The sequence below is a fragment of the Legionella stuttgartensis genome, from assembly GCF_977063405.2.
Window position 1 is genome coordinate 487,857 of sequence record NZ_CDRUHA020000022.1, and the last position, 16,718, is coordinate 504,574.

Consider the following 16,718-nt stretch of genomic DNA (forward strand, 5'->3'; position numbering starts at 1 on the left):
TCCATTAGTTTTTTCACTTAAGTAAGGTCATGCAATGAAAATATCCAAAATGAACAGATTAAGTATTTTAATGTTCGGAATGGCAGGTTTATTGGTTATCAGTGAATGCGCTTTCTCACAGAATCCATGTCAGGGTGGCGGCATGTCAGTTCGCTTTGACTTATCAAAGACCAACAATACACGTATTGAAAATAAAAATACTTATATCGTAGTGCTGGGCATTGATCCAACCACAAAGAAACATGCTTATGTTCAATTTAATAATGGAAATCAAGTCGGTACACTTGTTGATATTACCGATGTAAATATGAATGGAAAAAACTATGGTATTCCATTATCAGAATTAATTCCTAGTTCAGGGGGAACAGCACAAGCATGCATCCCACATCTTACTTCCGGTAGAATTTATGTTTCCTTCGGAAATGCCTTGGATATGCCTACAGATAAGAATACCCTCACTCCGAAGCAACCTGACGTAAATAACCCACAAACGACTACAAATGGAACGCTATTTGATAAGGTCGAGTTTAATTACAGCACCAGTGGGGAAACAGTTATTAACCCCACTGGAGTTGATTTTATTGCTATCCCTTATACGATTCAACAAGCAGGCCATGAGTATGGACATGCGGGTGGCTTAGACGGTGTCATTAAAAATATGAAAACCATTGTTTGCCGTGCCGCAGGTGAATCAACAAACGCTCCTGAATGTGCTCTACGATGGAAGCGCTCAGAATGGTCAAGTCTGGTAGTTTATAATTCAGCAAATGTATTAATGCGAGTTGATGCCCCTGGAAGATTTGGAAATCGATTTAATGGATATTTTACCAACTACATTAATGAGCTTAGCAAGTACTATTCTTCCGCTATCAATCGTTCCATTAAAATTGATTTAAAAGAATTAAATAAAGGTATCTGGTCAGGAGCTTTTGAACCGAACACTCAAACATTAGTCTTTTCACCGACAGGTGGCTCAAGCTCTGAATCATTGTCTTATAATCTAGGTTCACCGCAAGCCAGTAATTCAATCTTAATGGGAGCACAAGCACCTTTTTATAATAGAAATGCGGTAGATTCAACCCTTGCGCGCGATCTGACATCTGCTATTGTTTCGGGCATGTTAATGCGAAAAGAATCTGCCTTCATTGGTAAAGATTTCTTTGATTCATTAGGTAACCCAATTTTCAAAAATAAACAACAAATGCAACAACTACTCAAATACTATTTTAACAATGGTGATAATTCAGTAGATTACATAGTCAATCAATGTGGTGCCACTAAAGATGCGCCATGTGTGAATGTTTATTCTGAGGCCATGCATGCATTGAGTTTCGATAAAAATATAGATCATCCACAAACTAGTTATTTAAATTCCTACGCTTTTTCCTATGATGATTTTCTAGGTATGGATGGCACCAACACGCAGACTGATGCAAAACCAGCGGTTATCGTGATCGGAGATATGAGCAATCGAAAAATTCCACATATAGATCCCTAATTAGAAAATTAGTTCAGATTATGAGCTTATATCCATATCGAGTTGAAGAAAATAATCTATACTTAACGTTTAGATTCAGTCAATAAAGAATGGATATCATGAAACAAACAGGGATGGTACTGCAAGGAGGCGGTGCATTAGGAGCTTATGAATTCGGCGCCTTAAAACGTCTATATGAAGAGCCTCTATTTTCACTAGATATTGTTTCAGGGGTTTCTATAGGTGCGATTAATGCAATAGCATTAGTTGGATCCAAAGAGGAACCCATTGCAACTCTTGAAGCAATGTGGGAGGAATTTACTCTTTTCTCTTCTCCTTTTCTGAATGAGAAATTCGCTTCTTATTTGGCCTTATTTGGAAATCCTTCCTTTTTCTACCCGCGGACTGACTATTGGAATTTGGCAGATTGGACGAGTTTTTATTTCACCAAACCTTTGCAACAACTATTAGAAAAGTATATCGATTTTAAAAAAGTAAATAACACGTCGATGCGTCTAATTCTTACAGCAACAGATATTGCAACAGGGAAAGTCAAAACATTTTCAAATCAAGGTAGGGATCGAACAGAAATTACTCCACTGCATGTGTTAGCAAGCGGCAGCTTACCTCCCAGTTTCCCTATGACCACGATAAAAAATACCTGTTATTGGGATGGAGGCTTATTTGAAAACACCCCACTCTCCCCTGTTTTAGAGAGTCTAAATCCTGATCCTGACGTAGAAAAACAAATTATTGTAATTAATCTGTTCCCAAGCCAAGGCAAAATACCTACCAATATGGTTGATGTTTTTGATAGGATTTTTGAAATTCAATTTTCTAATAAAATCCGCTTTAATAAAGAATTAACTGAAAAAATTAATGAATACATCGAGGTCATCAATGAAATTGAACAAATTGTACCGGCTGATAGTCCTATCAAGCAATTGCCAGGGTATCAACGTCTAATACACTATAAATACATCCAAAATATCCTTTATATTGAAAATAAAGATCCCGAGAATGTAAACGCCGCTTTTGATTTTTCTTCCGATACCCTCAGAAGAAGAATAGATGCAGGGTATAGAGATGCAGGAGAAGCTTTAAACGCATTGGACTCATAAAATTGATCATTTTTTACTATATTGTTTAATGGAATCAATTACATAGCTCTGTAAAATAGGACATTTAATACCCACTTACTTTTTTTATTATATAATATGTTCATATATGCTCTTAAGTTTTTGGTTATTTATGACTTATTCAAAACGATTTTTTGCCCGTCCGTCCCAGGTAAAAATTAAAGATATCTATGAATCACTTAGTAAAGAATTTAAGAAGGATATGTCTCATATTGAAACAGCGTATACTGAAATACTTGGGAATAACAAAATCAATGGGGCTTTATTGAAAGAAAAGGAAGATATACACGATAAAATTAATACCCTTCTGTCTAACTTTACGAGCTTTTTCATAAAAGATAGTCAAAGTTTACTTAAAGATATTTATCAACTAAAGATAGATATATTGCAATTAAAAACAAAATTTATGATACAACATATTTTATCCAATAATTTTGAATTTGATTTTGATGATTATTCGCTAGTAGTGAATCTCCATAATGCCCTCGGAGAATTCAATGATAATCTTCGCTCAATGAAATGGTCTGGAGTTGATAGTGATAAATCATTCAATTGCAAATACTTTGATCAGATGCATTCCTTAGTGCGAGAGCAATATGACAAATTAGCAGGAACATTTTCAATTGGTGATCCTTGGGAGAATTGGAGTTATGACGAAGAAGAGGACTCCGATTCAGAAGATTTTAAACTTGATTTAAAATAACATCCATAGACCCTCCATTTGCGAGATGCGCTAATTATTCTGATAAGAAATCGGATACTTCATGAACTACCCAGATTCTTTTAGCTGGAACTTTAATCCCTGTATCTTGAGTAAAAATCTGTTCTGTATGTTGAAGGGCACTTTCTTCAAATTTAATGTCTTCATTTAGTCCATCTTCAGCCCATAAGCGCTCATAGATTAATTTCGCTTCATTCAATGAAATTTGATAAAACTTCGTCAGTTCTAAGATAGTTTTTTCTGCATTTTTTTTCATTTCATTAATTTTTTGATAATACGAATAGATAAATTTTTTAAGCGTTATCCGCTTATTGGAATCTAGATAGTTAGTTTTATTAATATTGGCAACAACCCCCTGATATCCACCACTAAAATGCATCATGCATTCAATTCTTGGTAGGCTTGGATCATATGAAAATGGAGGATTAAGTAAGGTAATATCGAGTAGATGATGTTTTAATTGTTCATAACGGAGATTTGTAGCTCCGGCTAAAACCCAATCGAATTTCTCATAATCTTCAGGATAGTGCTGCATTAGGTATAATCTTAAAAGTCGCGCATATCCTGTAGGCGTATCTATCCCGGTTATAATGGTATTTTTTTTTAAATCGATACGACCACATAAATCTAAAATCCCTCCATGAACAGGCATTATTGCCGCAACATGGGGATAATTCTCTTGAAGAACCATAGACAAAGTATCGTCATAGGACATAAAAACAACATCTGCCTTTTTATCCTTCAAATCAGAATGCGCTTCGTTTGCATCCTTCACGTACTTTATGTTGATAAGATCATTTTTTCCAGTTTCTAAAATAAAGGATACGATGTCTTTAAACGCTGATATCTTAAGAGGACTGCTATTTATCATTGGCTTTCTCCTTACGCAGACTACTTTTAAGTGCTACAATAGCTTTGCATTCTTGACGATACGTGCACTTGATTCAAATATTTGATCCTTTAATTTATTGAGATCCGAATACACCAATTTTCCCTGACGTTTTACAATCTTCCCATCAATAATTACTGAATCTACATTATGTCTATTCGCATAAAAAACAATGGATTCATAAAGACGATGTACTGGCCAAAGATTTATATCTTTAAGATTAATAAGTATCAGATCCGCCTTCATCCCTGGAGCTAATGTACCTATTAATTTATCTAAATGAAGCGCTTTGGCCCCATTAATTGTAATCCAATCTAAAGCTTTATCGCATGTTAGACTAATGTTGTTGACTAACATTCCTGAATCAATTTCCTTTTGATTATCAAGTGCACGTTGTGTTTGCAGAGCAAAACGCAATTGCGTAAATAAATCACCGTCCATGTTTGATGGAATATCGGTACCTAAAACAGGCGCGCCACCAGCGTGTAATAGTTTTCCAGTTGCTGGAAAACCATGCCCCATTTGCATTTCTACCTCGGGTGTCGTGCTCAATGATGCACCATGATCTGCAATTAATTGATATTCTTCTTGCGTTAAATTATTTCCATGCACGAAATTAATATGCTCATTAAGCATTCCGGTTTCATATATTTTTTTTACTCCGAATTTTGCAGAACTCACACCTACGTGCATCGTAGCTAATACATTTAACTCTCGAGCCAATTTAATATCATGAAGCAATACCTCATCTTGGGTAAAATCAGGACCTCGCAAAGCTAAGGCCATTTGTATTCTACTATTGCTTTGGAACGCATGGTTTTTAAAAAACGCTACTGCCTCATGCGGGTGTTTTTCAGAACTATCAAACCACCACTTTGATGAATCAACCCCAGGAGTACCATAGGCAAAAACAGCACGAATACCTGAATCATCCAATCCTCTTATTGCGTGTTGGGCATGCTCAAGACTATTAATGTTATTACACCAATCAAGTACGCAGGTTACGCCTGCATCAATCTGCTCTAAGGCCCCATACATATTGGCAAGATACATATCTTCTGGAGAAAATTCACGACCAAGAGCATCAAGCATTTTTTCAAAATAATTAGCTAAGCTCCAATTTCCCGCAACCCCATGTAATCCCGCTTGCCATACATGAATATGTGTATTGATTAGACCAGGCATAGCCACCATATCTTGAGCATCTATAATTTCGGCATCTGCGTTATCAAGATGTGGAGCAATATCCTCTATTGTGTCATTCACGATTAAAAGATCCATTTTTTGTGAAAGGGATTTTTTAGTATTGAGTAACACCGTATTGCGAATCAAAATAGGCCTTTTTTTCATCTTCCTACCCTATTGCTTGGTGGTCATGAAAATAAACACATCCAATGTTAAGTGCATTGTTTTAGTATAGCTTATTTAAAGTGGCTAATCGTTTTAGCATGTAGTTACTAAATGCATCTATCCCCGATAAGGTATTGATTTGAAGGATTAAGAAAAAACAAGAAATAGAACAATAATCAACTCCGCAGATTATAGTGTTACAAGTCGATTAATTTCAAAAAACCTTTCATCTTATCACTAATAATTCTCTTGATAAACAAGAAATTATCAAAAAATTATACTTTTTTAAAAATTGTCTACTATAGTTATTTTTAAATAATAAAAATAAATTAGGGGATATCATGTTACTTCGATGGAGCGCTGTAACCCTTTTGTTTTGCATACTGAATTCTCCATGCTTCGCTGAAGAAAAAGAAATTGCAATTACAATTGATGATTTACCCTTTGTTGGTTCTGGTGCTGGTACACCAGCAAGCTTGAAAAGAACACAAGCCCGATTTATGGCTATAGTCAAAGCTCTTGTTGACAATCAAGTCCCTGCTACTGGATTTGCCATTGGGGGAGCTATCCCAAAACCTGAATGGGAACTTCTGGAAATATTCCGAAATCAAGGTTTTGCTTTAGGTAATCATACTTATACCCATAAAAGCTTGAATAATATGAGCGCGGATAAATACATTGCTGATATCGATCACGCTGATACTGTTTTAGCGCCTGTATTGACAGAACCTAAATACTTTCGCTACCCCTACCTTGCTGAAGGGACTGGGCAAAAAAAACAAAAAGTGTATGACTACTTAGCTGCACATCAATATACTATCGCTCCTGTAACGATCGACAGTAAAGATTATGAGTTTAATGCTCGTTTCTATAAAATCCCTTATAGAAAAAGAGCTCAAAGTCTCCCATCATTTAAAAAACGCTACTTGGCTTACATTTGGAAACAAACGTTACTGGCAGAGCGAAGAGTAAAAAAAGTTGATGGCAAACCCTCCAAACAAATCTTATTGATCCACGCCAATCTTCTTAACAGTTTCTGTTTAGAAGATATTATTGAATTATATAGAAAAAATGGATATAAATTCATTAGCTTAGCTGATGCTTTAAGAGACGATGCGATGCCGTCAGTGAATGACAATACGCAAGCATTAAATAGCGTTATACCACCAGTGAAAGAGACGGTGGGGAAATCTACAACAAATTAAAATATCGAGTTCAGAATACCTTATCGTAATCCCCTCATCCAACGGACACCTTCTCCCCTCTGGGGAGAAGGAAATGAAAATACACTCCCTCTTCCGTCTTAATGAGCATTCTCGCCACTGGAGAAGGGCAAAACTTAAGTTTATCAAGAAAAGTACTCCCATCTCCCTTCCTCGAGAGAGGGGTTAGGGTGAGGGAAACTACCCAGAAATCAACTTATTTTTCTCTAAACGAGATATCGCTTGCTTGGGTAAAAGAATCCAGTAATGACCATGATTTTTCATATGTCCGGCGATTAAAGTCGCTTTTTCGCCACCACCCCAAAAAACATCCCCACGTACTTTGCCGCGTATCGCTCCGCCTGTATCTTGAGCAATCATCAAGCGTTGCATGGGTTTATTTTCATCCGGGTTGTTACTATCAGGGCGTGTAGTAGTTAACCAAAGAGGAGCACCCATAGGTACCCATTGTTTATCAATAGCAAGCGAATAACCAGGGGTTAATGCCACTCCTTGTGAACCTAAAGCGACTCCATAAGACATTTTATGGAAAAAAACAAAAGATTTATTTTGATTAATTACTTTATCCATCTGCTTGGGATGAGCTTCCAAATAACGCTTTATTGCCTGCATGGATGCATTATCTTTAGTCATCACTCCTTTTTTGATTAATACACCGGCAATTGCAGTATAAGGTTTTCCATTTTGGGAGTCATAACCTATTGAAAGATTGCTGCCATCCTCAAGTTCAATTACTCCCGAACCTTGAATTTCTAAAAACAAACGATCTATAGGGCTATTAATCCATACCAAAACACGTGCCTTACCTTTAAGTGCTCCATTATTAATTTCTTCACGAGTATAATAAGGGACCAGTTTTTTACCCTCTAACCGACCTACAATACGGCGACTTTTTAAATCGTTAAAAAATAGACCTAAATCAGAGGTCACGAGATCATCAGGTGTTTCATAGAGAGGAACATGAAATTCTTTGGATTTTTTATAACTCCCCTTAATTATAGGGACATAATAACCGGTAAATAAGCCAGGTTTTTCGCCAATATCAGTGAATTCTACTGGAGTAAACCATTTTTCAAAAAATTGCTTTGTTTCCTGTTCTGATGCAGGAGAAATCTTTAAAGCAGCATTACAAGCTGGCTGCCAATCTTTTACTTGTAAATCAATATCATCGGTGCCGACAACTTCTTCGGGGTTTTGTTTAATAAAAGCACGACATGAAGTCTGAAAAGTCAGTAAAGATTTTTTCAAATCCGCTGATTTCCAACCAGGTAATCGTTCAAATTCAGCCTGTCTGAACATCTTTGAGGGCTGTTTTGCCGGCCAAAACCACCATACCAAAGTACTTACGGCAATCAAGGCTAAAAAAAGTGTAATAAAGCGTATTTTCGTATTCATAGGCGGACAATTTTTACACGTTATGGAATATTATGCAACGAAATATAACAAAATTTAAACAATAAGTGCTTATTGAAATCTATTAACGCACAAACAATTCTTTTAATAAGAAATTGATATTAAATAATTTTTGTGGAACTCTCAAATAAAAAAATTGCATCAATAACCAATATAAAAAAATTAATGAATTCGTAAAATCAAATGCTTTAAAACACTTAAATAAGTTTAATAAAGCCACAATAAGTCACCAAGATAGCAAGTCTTGACCGAGTTATATAGAAGGTAAATACCGCCAACTGCTCACTCCTAGAGAAACAGAACGTTCCTTTGCAAGACAAGGGATGACTCCTCCAGTATTGATAAACCGTATTTGTAAAAGAGAAGCAGGAGCCCCATCTTCAATCGATACCACAGTAACTCGCTGATGATGAGTTGCAGACGTTCGTCCTTTCTGCCGAACTACTAAACAAGGAAACTCCCCCAAATCTTCAATGAAATACTTGTACTGGCTTGAACCACTCACCAAAGAACACCCTTTTTGATGAAGCAGATGATGTATTGCCTGATTTGCAGAGTCTGAGTGTACTAAACAATCTTGATTGAATGTTTGGTGTTGATGCAACAATTGCGAGGTTACATCCTCTAATTGATAAAAATTCTGATGGAACAGCTCTTGTTTATTGATTGCCTTATAATAGAGCAAAACGTGCTGCATTGAGGTCAATGCGAGTAGACTTATCACACCAATAATAAGTAACGTTACTAATAAAATAAATCCTTTATTTGTTCCATTCATCCACGCACCAAAACCCTAAGCTCATGCGTTTTGTTCTCATCTAAACCCATACTAATTTCGAGAAACTGCTTCTCTTTTACGTTTCTTTTTCGAGTATGCATGAAATGAATTAAAGGTGTTATTTCTTCTGTATGTACCAACTTATAATGTAAGGTATCCTCATGATGGACATTGTTCTTAATGAACCATTTCTCTTCAAGATACTCACCAACATAAGAGGAGCTATTATAAGAAAAAAATAGGGGTTTATTGAGACTAATTAGAAGCTGCTCACCTTGTGGTTCGATATCGAATAGTTCGTGTATCTCAGCATGGTCACAATCTGCAATCAGGATGGGGCGCTTATTATGAAATATCGCAGAACTCTGTACCCATATTCTCGTTCGACTTTCAATTTTCACTATTTGTGCAAAATGTTCATTCATGCGGTTGACTTGAATAAATTGCTCCGAATGGTTCCCAATACGTAGGGCTCGAATGGTATTTTGATGGTTTCGACGATCAATGATTTGCAAGCGGTCCATGCCTAAACATGGAGTAAAACCTGCGCGTCTAATGCTATCACTCAACAAATCACTTACCCATTGCAAATCAAAACGTATTGCTAAAACTTTTTCAGTCTCAAGATATTGATGCTTACTCTCTAAATAAAGTTGGATCAATTCAGTCATAATCACGGTTGCCAGAAAAAGACTAATTAATACTTCGGTCAAACTAAGCCCCATTTGTTTTTTCATCTAATTACGTCCTATGGGGTTTCGTTTACGGGTTATAGTGCCTAATTGCTCAAACCATGCAAGATGAATCAGTACTTGGTGTTTTTGTTGTTGGATTTCCAAATGATACGCAGAAGGAATCGGGGGCAGTTTCGACACTCTGGCCGTCAACGTCTCCTCAATTTGATCGAGAAATTGAGATCCTTGTGTTCGAAAAACTAATTGATTTAATAATTGTTTGCTCTGTCGTTGTTGTTGTAATAAAACGAGAGTCAACGTGGTTACCAGTACTAAAGACACCAATACTTCAGTAAGGGAAAATCCCTTTTGCCAATTCATATTCCATTTTTCCTGTGGTTGGTTTGCAGGCACAGGTTAGCGCCCTGTAACTAAAAATTCAAGAGCAATGATACCTCATCAAATCAACAGAAAGTATCAATACAAATCTAAATGATCCATATGCGATCTATTAGATTGTTATTAATCTTTAATGTGTTTAAAATGGCGCCGGACACAAACAAAGAAGCAATACCCGCAAAATAATTAGGCATTAAAAGGGGAAAAATGATGTATGCTTATTTAGCTAAAGGTGCAACTGTTGGACATGTATTAACCCGTCGAGTTTTAAGAGGAATTACCAGTATTCCTGGGGTACTTCTTGACTTGATGCTTGCCATTCTCTGGGTTCCTGAATACACCTCGTACTGGGATACCAATAGCGCATATATAGACTATGCAGATGGCACCCGCCTACATGGGGTGATGCAAGGTGCTTTTGGTTGGATAGGTGAATTATTAGGTTTTGTGATTGGCGCCCCTGTAGGAGCCATTATTGGTGCCACCTTATTTTTTCCCGACTTACTACATCAAGGATTACTTTCTCTAAAACATAAAATCTATGATTCAGTTGATGCGTTTGCTGTTTTTATTGGCCAAACAACTTTTTTCGAAAATGTTTATGAAGCACCTAGCAGTTACTCTCAAAAAGCCTGGAATCTGGGAGTAGCTGTAAGCACGATATTCACTGCCATCCCTTATCTCGCCGCAAAAGCTCTTGAATTTTTCTTACCTTTTTTACCCTTATCTATGCCTATTGCTTACATCGGTTCTGAACTTGGTGGTCTGGCAGGCTGGGCTATTGGAGCACTCCTCTACATACCTATTCATTTTCTAGATAAGTGTACGGACTTGATTGAATTATGCAGAAATGCAGTACTTAATGGCGTCGCGCTTATTTATGGAAAATCGGGGGAAGTTCCTGCTGGCGCCAATGGATATCGCTCAGAATGTTGCGTACCCGATAATGCAGTACATTCGGACAAATTTCGTGATCAAGTTGAGCATTATAAAAATACCACATGGGCAAAGCTTATTTTTGGTCCATTAAAAGGACAAGCATCCTCTGTTAAGGAGGGAAAAAACTCTGTATCACCTAATGAACTCCTAGATCCGATCACATTTGAACCGCTAGGAGTAAATGGAACCCCTACAGTTATTGATCCCCATGGACATACATTTAATGATGGTAAGGGAAACGGAGATATTCGATTTTGGATAAGAAAAAACCATTCATGTCCTATTGATCGTCAATATCTAAACGAGGCCGATTTGATCCCCAATCGTGCTTTTGATGATTTGGTTGCCCAAATGAATTTTAATAAATAATCTCATACCGGATGTACATCATCCGGTAATAAATTAAATGATTTTTAACCCATGAGCTCGTGACAGAATGTTAAAGCTTGGATAATATGGGTAAAATTTTTAGTTAGGGAAAATTATGATGGTTAAAGTTCAACAATTACCTCATCCAGGCATACAATCTTTAGTCCCCTATAAACCAGGTAAATCTATAGAAGAATTAGCACGGGAAAAAGGGATTAACGCCCACGATATTATTAAAATGGCCAGTAACGAAAATCCTTTAGGCTGCAGTCCATTAGCTTTGGCTGCCTTAAAAGAAATGTCCCCCCACACCCTGGCAACTTATCCTTCTCCAATGAATCATCCCTTAATTCCTAAACTGGCCAATAAACTCAAAATCAATACCGACCAGCTTTTTGTAAGTAATGGTTCAGATTATATATACACGATTCTACTTAACTGTTTTGCACTACATCATGACAAACACATTATTACCCACGAATATGCATTTAGCACTTATGCGATTCAAGCCCATACCTTAAATATCCCGGTTCAAACCATTGGGATTGATTCAGATTGGCAAGTCAACGTAGATAAATTAATCCAAGCATGCAATTCAAAAACAGCAATTATATTTTTAGCGAATCCGAATAATCCAACAGGCATCCTGATTAATCCAAAGGAAATAAAACGCCTATTAGAAAATATTCCTGAAACCACCATATTGGTCGTTGATGAAGCATATTATGAATATGCTGCTGCTCAATTGAATTGCAACAGTATTGACTGGCTCGCTCATCATCCCAATTTAGTCATCACACGTACCTTTTCAAAAATTTATGGGTTAGCGGGCGTACGATTAGGTTATGCAGTGGCTCATCCCTCTATAATTGAGCTAATGCGCCGTATACAGCTCCCATTTACGGTCAATCAAGTTGCTCTAACTACCGCCCATGCAGCACTGGATGATGATGAGTTTCTTCAATTAAGTTTGCGAACTAATGCAGAAGGAATGCTGCAAATGAAAGAAGGGTTAAATCAATTGGATATAACCTACCTACCCTCTGCATGTAATTTTCTTACCATAGACTGTAAGGAAGATGGCATGCGGCTCTATAACTATTTACTTGATAGAGGTATTATCGTGCGACCTCTGCATCCATATAAGATGAACAATTACCTAAGAGTTACCGTAGGAACCCAGGAACAGAACAATCGTTTTCTTGATACATTAAGTACCTTTTATGGTAATTGACAATTCTCTAGATTGAGACAAAATGATGTGATTTGGAGTACCGAAACGCAGCATACATAAAGTATGTGATTATCGGAGCGCATAAAATCGCTTCATTTTGGCCAAGATAGTAGAATCGACAAAGACCCTGCAAGTGAGGAAATAAAATGACCAGTGACTTAAGCAGCAAACATTGCGAATCTTGTGAAGGCATAGGGGCTGCATTAAATGCCGAACAAATTAAAAATTTAATGCCACAGTTAAATAAGAATTGGGAAGTTAGTGCAGATAACCGAATCATTAAACGAAGTTTATCTTTTAATAATTTTTATGAAACAATGGCCTTTGTCAATGCTCTCGCGTGGATAGCAAACATCGAAAATCATCATCCTGATTTAGAGGTCGGATATAACTATTGTCGCGTAAGCTTTATGACTCATGCGCTTAATGGATTAAGTCATAATGATTTTATTTGTGCAGCCAAAATGGATAAGTTATTAGGATAAAAAATATAACATGTAGTCTGGGTGAAGGCGCAAGCCGTAACCCGGGTTTCTCTATCACATATTCCCCAGGCTCCGCTTCGCCTCACCCAGTTTAATACTTCATCACCACCTGTTCATCGCCCAAAAGATTGGTTAAAAGCTCAAGTAACTCATCACTAGGAATCACTTGCCATTGTGGTGCCAGACTCAACTGCGCTTTTGCATAGTCATTTCTGTAGGAAAACTGCACTGAGCAACGACCAATATGAGCTTTTAACAAAGCCTGAACGGAAGCTAAAACTCCTTGGCTCCCAGCATGCAAACGCAACTCCAAACATCGAGCAAATTTAGTACGCGCTGTAGGAACATCATAGAGTGAATTTGCAGTCATTTTCACGCCACCATTATAATCATCATGCGCTACTTCACCTTCAATCACTAACATATCTCCGGTTGCCAAGTTCGCAACGGAAGACTCAAAAAGCTCTCCAAACACAACAACATCAAGTCGCGCCGTAGAATCATCCATCCCTAGAATGACCAACTTTTTTCCGCGCTTAGTCACAATCTTGCGAATCCCTACTATTTGCGCACAGATCACGGCTTTTTTGTGCATCGATGGATTTAATTGACTGATTGAAACGATAAAATCACCAAACTCACGTCGATATTGATCCGCTGGATGTCCGGTTAGATAAAAACCTAATACCTCCCTCTCCCCTTCCAGGCGTTGAGCCTCAGACCATGGTTTACACTGTACGTACTCATGCTCATTACTCTCATCTTCCAATAATGAAAGCAAATCGAATTGACCACTGGATTGATTTTGATGCTCTTTTTCCGCCACTTTTAACGCTTTTTCCAAAGAGGCGGTCAATATAGCGCGTTCCACATTCCACTCATCAAAAGCACCACTTTTAATGGTTGCTTCCAATACACGTCGATTTACTTTGCGCAGATCAAGACGCTGGCAAAAACTAAATAAGTCAGTATATGTCCCTCCAGCCTTCCGCTCCTCGGTAATGCAATCAATGGCTGACTCACCCACTCCTTTTATGGCACCAAGACCATAAATAATGGTGGCATCATCGGCGGTTGTAAAATGATACATTGACTGATTGATTGAAGGCGGCAAAACCTTCAATTTCATATGAGCGCACTCATCAATAAAGGTGACTACTTTATCCGTATTATCCATATCCGAAGACATTACCGCAGCCATGAATGCCGCCGGATAATGCGCCTTAAGCCAAGCGGTTTGATAAGCGACCAAAGCATAAGCTGCTGAATGTGATTTGTTAAAACCATAACCAGCAAATTTTTCCATTAAATCAAAGATATGGGTTGCGACCTTTTCATCAACACCTCTGGCAGTTGCTCCTTGAGTAAAAATTTCTCGTTGTTTTGCCATTTCTTCTGGCTTTTTCTTTCCCATGGCGCGACGTAATAAATCCGCTGCCCCTAAAGTATAGTTTGCTAATACCTGCGCAATTTGCATTACCTGTTCTTGGTATAAGATAACGCCATATGTTGGTTTTAAAATAGGTTCCAAATCAGGGTGAGGATAGTCAACAGCAGCACGACCATGCTTACGGTCAATAAAATCATCCACCATTCCGGATTGTAAAGGTCCTGGTCTGAATAAAGCCACCAACGCGATAATGTCTTCAAAACAATCCGGCTGTAAGCGATTAATTAATTCCTTCATACCACGGGATTCCAGCTGGAACACTGCTGTTGTTTTACATGCCTTTAATAAATCAAAAGTCGCGGCATCATCTGTGGGTATTTGACTGATATCAACTGATGGTAATCCTTCCGCAACCTGTTTCTTATTTACTGTGGCTAATGCCCAATCAATAATCGTCAGGGTACGTAATCCTAAAAAGTCAAATTTGACCAAACCTGCTGCTTCAACGTCATCTTTATCGAATTGGCTAACAATTTGGTTGGAGCCTTCTTCACAATAAATAGCTGTGAAATCTGTAAGCTGGGATGGTGCAATAACTACCCCTCCAGCATGCTTTCCCGCATTCCGTGTAATTCCTTCGAGTTTTAAAGCCAAATCAATTAACTCTTTGACCTCCTCTTCCTCGGTATAACGACGCTTGAGCTCTTCCTCCTGCTCCATCGCTTTGCTTAATGTAATACCGATTTCAAAAGGAATTAATTTTGCTAATTTATCTACAAAGCCATAAGGATGACCCAACACGCGTCCCACATCACGCACTACTGCCTTTGCAGCCATAGTACCGAAGGTAATAATTTGTGAAACGCTTTGTCTGCCGTATTTTTCCGCCACATAATCAATGACTCGATCACGCCCTTCCATACAAAAATCGATATCAAAGTCAGGCATTGAAACCCGTTCTGGGTTCAAAAAACGCTCGAAAAGTAATTCATATTCTAAAGGATCTAAATCGGTAATTTTTAATGCATAGGCAACTAATGAGCCGGCTCCCGAACCCCGTCCAGGTCCTACAGGCACGCCATTTTTTTTGGCCCATTGAATAAAATCAGCTACGATAAGGAAGTAGCCAGCAAAACCCATGTTATTAATAACATCCAATTCTATTTGAAGACGTTTATCGTATTCTTCTCGAGAGGTCTGCAGTGCTTCAGGTTTGTTTTTAAATATTTGTTGTAAACGCTCTTCCAACCCCACTTGTGATAAATGAGATAAATACTCCTCAACAGTAGAGCCATCCGGTATCGGGAAATTGGGTAGATAATTATTACCTAAGTCCAGTTTTACGGTACAGCGTTTCGTGATTTCAACAGTATTTTCTATTGCAGAAGGTAAATCCGAAAATAAAGCAACCATTTCATCGGCTGAGCGTAAGTATTGTTGCGCACTATATTTTTGCGCTCTTCTAGGATCTGCTAATGAATAACCCTCATGAATGCAAACACGAGCTTCATGAGCTTCAAAGTCTTCTTGATCAAGAAAACGTACATCATTGGTAGCAACGAGCGGTAATCTCAACTCGTCAGCTAATGCAATTAATTTTTCATTATAACGGGACTCATCAGGCCGCCCTGTACGTTGAATTTCCAAATAAAAACGATCAGGAAAAAGTGCTTGCCAATATAATGCTCTGCTTTTGGCCAATGCATCATCATTGGCTAATAAAGCCTGTCCAATATCACCAAATCGTCCACCTGATAAAGCAATAAGCCCTGAGGAATATTCTTTAATCCATTGATTGTGTACTCGAGGTTGTCCTTGATATTGCCCTTCTTGGTAGGCTTTAGAAACAAGGCATGTTAAATTTTTGTAACCTTCCGAATTAAGGCATAAAAGAACTATAGAAGAAACACGCTCAGGTTGCTCAGGGTCATGGCAAGGTAAATCACTTCCAATAATCGGTTTGATTCCCGCATCAACAGCAGTTTTATAGTGCTTCACTGCCGCAAACAAATTACAATGATCAGTTACCGCAACAGCACACATTCCTCGAGATGGTAGCGCTTTCATTAAAGGCTTAACCCGAACCAAACCATCAACTAAAGAAAACTCAGTGTGAACACGTAAATGTACAAAACGTTGTTGCATAAGGAAATTAACTCATTAAGCTTAATTGAGGAACTTTAACCTAAATCAAGCGTTTTGCCTACCTGCATAGCAGGATAAACAAGACCCATAATA

At 37.8% G+C, this 16,718-nt stretch carries 14 protein-coding genes; 7 read left to right on the top strand and 7 right to left on the bottom strand.

What is annotated here, in order from left to right:
- Positions 1–34 precede the first annotated feature (34 nt).
- The 3 genes from ACWTEW_RS07770 (at position 35) to ACWTEW_RS07780 (ending at position 3,319) form a co-directional block, all read left to right on the top strand.
- Complete coding sequence (locus tag ACWTEW_RS07770; protein WP_454781128.1) at positions 35–1,498, top strand: beta-1,3-glucanase family protein; 1,464 nt, start codon at positions 35–37, stop codon at positions 1,496–1,498.
- Between the two features lie 98 nt (positions 1,499–1,596).
- Positions 1,597–2,598 (top strand): patatin-like phospholipase family protein, encoded by a 1,002-nt coding sequence (locus ACWTEW_RS07775; protein WP_454781129.1) that lies wholly within the window; start codon positions 1,597–1,599, stop codon positions 2,596–2,598.
- 130 nt (positions 2,599–2,728) lie between these two features.
- Positions 2,729–3,319, top strand: a complete 591-nt coding sequence (locus tag ACWTEW_RS07780; protein WP_454781130.1) for a hypothetical protein — start codon at positions 2,729–2,731, stop codon at positions 3,317–3,319.
- 34 nt (positions 3,320–3,353) lie between these two features.
- On the opposite strand, the gene ACWTEW_RS07785 is transcribed toward ACWTEW_RS07780, so the two are convergent.
- Both ACWTEW_RS07785 and ACWTEW_RS07790 read right to left on the bottom strand, forming a co-directional pair.
- Positions 3,354–4,208, bottom strand: a complete 855-nt coding sequence (locus ACWTEW_RS07785; protein ID WP_454781131.1) for a hypothetical protein — start codon at positions 4,206–4,208, stop codon at positions 3,354–3,356.
- Between the two features lie 33 nt (positions 4,209–4,241).
- The gene (locus tag ACWTEW_RS07790) at positions 4,242–5,576 is read right to left on the bottom strand and encodes an amidohydrolase family protein (protein ID WP_454781132.1); all 1,335 of its coding nucleotides are present in this window, start codon (positions 5,574–5,576) and stop codon (positions 4,242–4,244) included.
- Positions 5,577–5,917: 341 nt separating this feature from the next.
- Here ACWTEW_RS07790 and ACWTEW_RS07795 point away from each other — a divergent pair, with 341 nt between their 5' ends.
- Complete coding sequence (locus ACWTEW_RS07795) at positions 5,918–6,781, top strand: polysaccharide deacetylase family protein (protein WP_454781133.1); 864 nt, start codon at positions 5,918–5,920, stop codon at positions 6,779–6,781.
- A 198-nt stretch (positions 6,782–6,979) separates the two neighbouring features.
- On the opposite strand, the gene mltA is transcribed toward ACWTEW_RS07795, so the two are convergent.
- The 4 genes from mltA to ACWTEW_RS07815 form a co-directional block, all read right to left on the bottom strand.
- Complete coding sequence (gene mltA, locus ACWTEW_RS07800) at positions 6,980–8,194, bottom strand: murein transglycosylase A (RefSeq protein ID WP_454781134.1); 1,215 nt, start codon at positions 8,192–8,194, stop codon at positions 6,980–6,982.
- A 271-nt stretch (positions 8,195–8,465) separates the two neighbouring features.
- A complete protein-coding gene (locus ACWTEW_RS07805) occupies positions 8,466–8,990 on the bottom strand; it encodes a type II secretion system protein (RefSeq protein WP_454781135.1) in 525 nt (174 codons plus the stop codon).
- Positions 8,987–9,727: a PilW family protein gene (locus ACWTEW_RS07810; RefSeq protein ID WP_454781136.1), complete on the bottom strand. Its 741-nt coding sequence runs from the start codon at positions 9,725–9,727 to the stop codon at positions 8,987–8,989. Before ACWTEW_RS07810 ends, ACWTEW_RS07805 begins: the two co-directional genes overlap by 4 nt.
- Positions 9,728–10,045, bottom strand: a complete 318-nt coding sequence (locus ACWTEW_RS07815; protein ID WP_454781137.1) for a prepilin-type N-terminal cleavage/methylation domain-containing protein — start codon at positions 10,043–10,045, stop codon at positions 9,728–9,730.
- A gap of 225 nt (positions 10,046–10,270) precedes the next feature.
- Here ACWTEW_RS07815 and ACWTEW_RS07820 point away from each other — a divergent pair, with 225 nt between their 5' ends.
- The 3 genes from ACWTEW_RS07820 (at position 10,271) to ACWTEW_RS07830 (ending at position 13,090) form a co-directional block, all read left to right on the top strand.
- A complete protein-coding gene (locus ACWTEW_RS07820) occupies positions 10,271–11,371 on the top strand; it encodes an RING finger protein (protein WP_454781138.1) in 1,101 nt (366 codons plus the stop codon).
- A 115-nt stretch (positions 11,372–11,486) separates the two neighbouring features.
- Positions 11,487–12,605 (top strand): histidinol-phosphate transaminase, encoded by a 1,119-nt coding sequence (hisC, locus tag ACWTEW_RS07825; RefSeq protein WP_454781139.1) that lies wholly within the window; start codon positions 11,487–11,489, stop codon positions 12,603–12,605.
- Between the two features lie 146 nt (positions 12,606–12,751).
- Positions 12,752–13,090, top strand: a complete 339-nt coding sequence (locus tag ACWTEW_RS07830; RefSeq protein WP_454781140.1) for a 4a-hydroxytetrahydrobiopterin dehydratase — start codon at positions 12,752–12,754, stop codon at positions 13,088–13,090.
- A gap of 91 nt (positions 13,091–13,181) precedes the next feature.
- Here ACWTEW_RS07830 and dnaE read toward each other — a convergent pair whose 3' ends face one another.
- Positions 13,182–16,625: a DNA polymerase III subunit alpha gene (gene dnaE / locus ACWTEW_RS07835; protein ID WP_454781141.1), complete on the bottom strand. Its 3,444-nt coding sequence runs from the start codon at positions 16,623–16,625 to the stop codon at positions 13,182–13,184.
- Between the last annotated feature and the right edge of the window lie 93 nt (positions 16,626–16,718).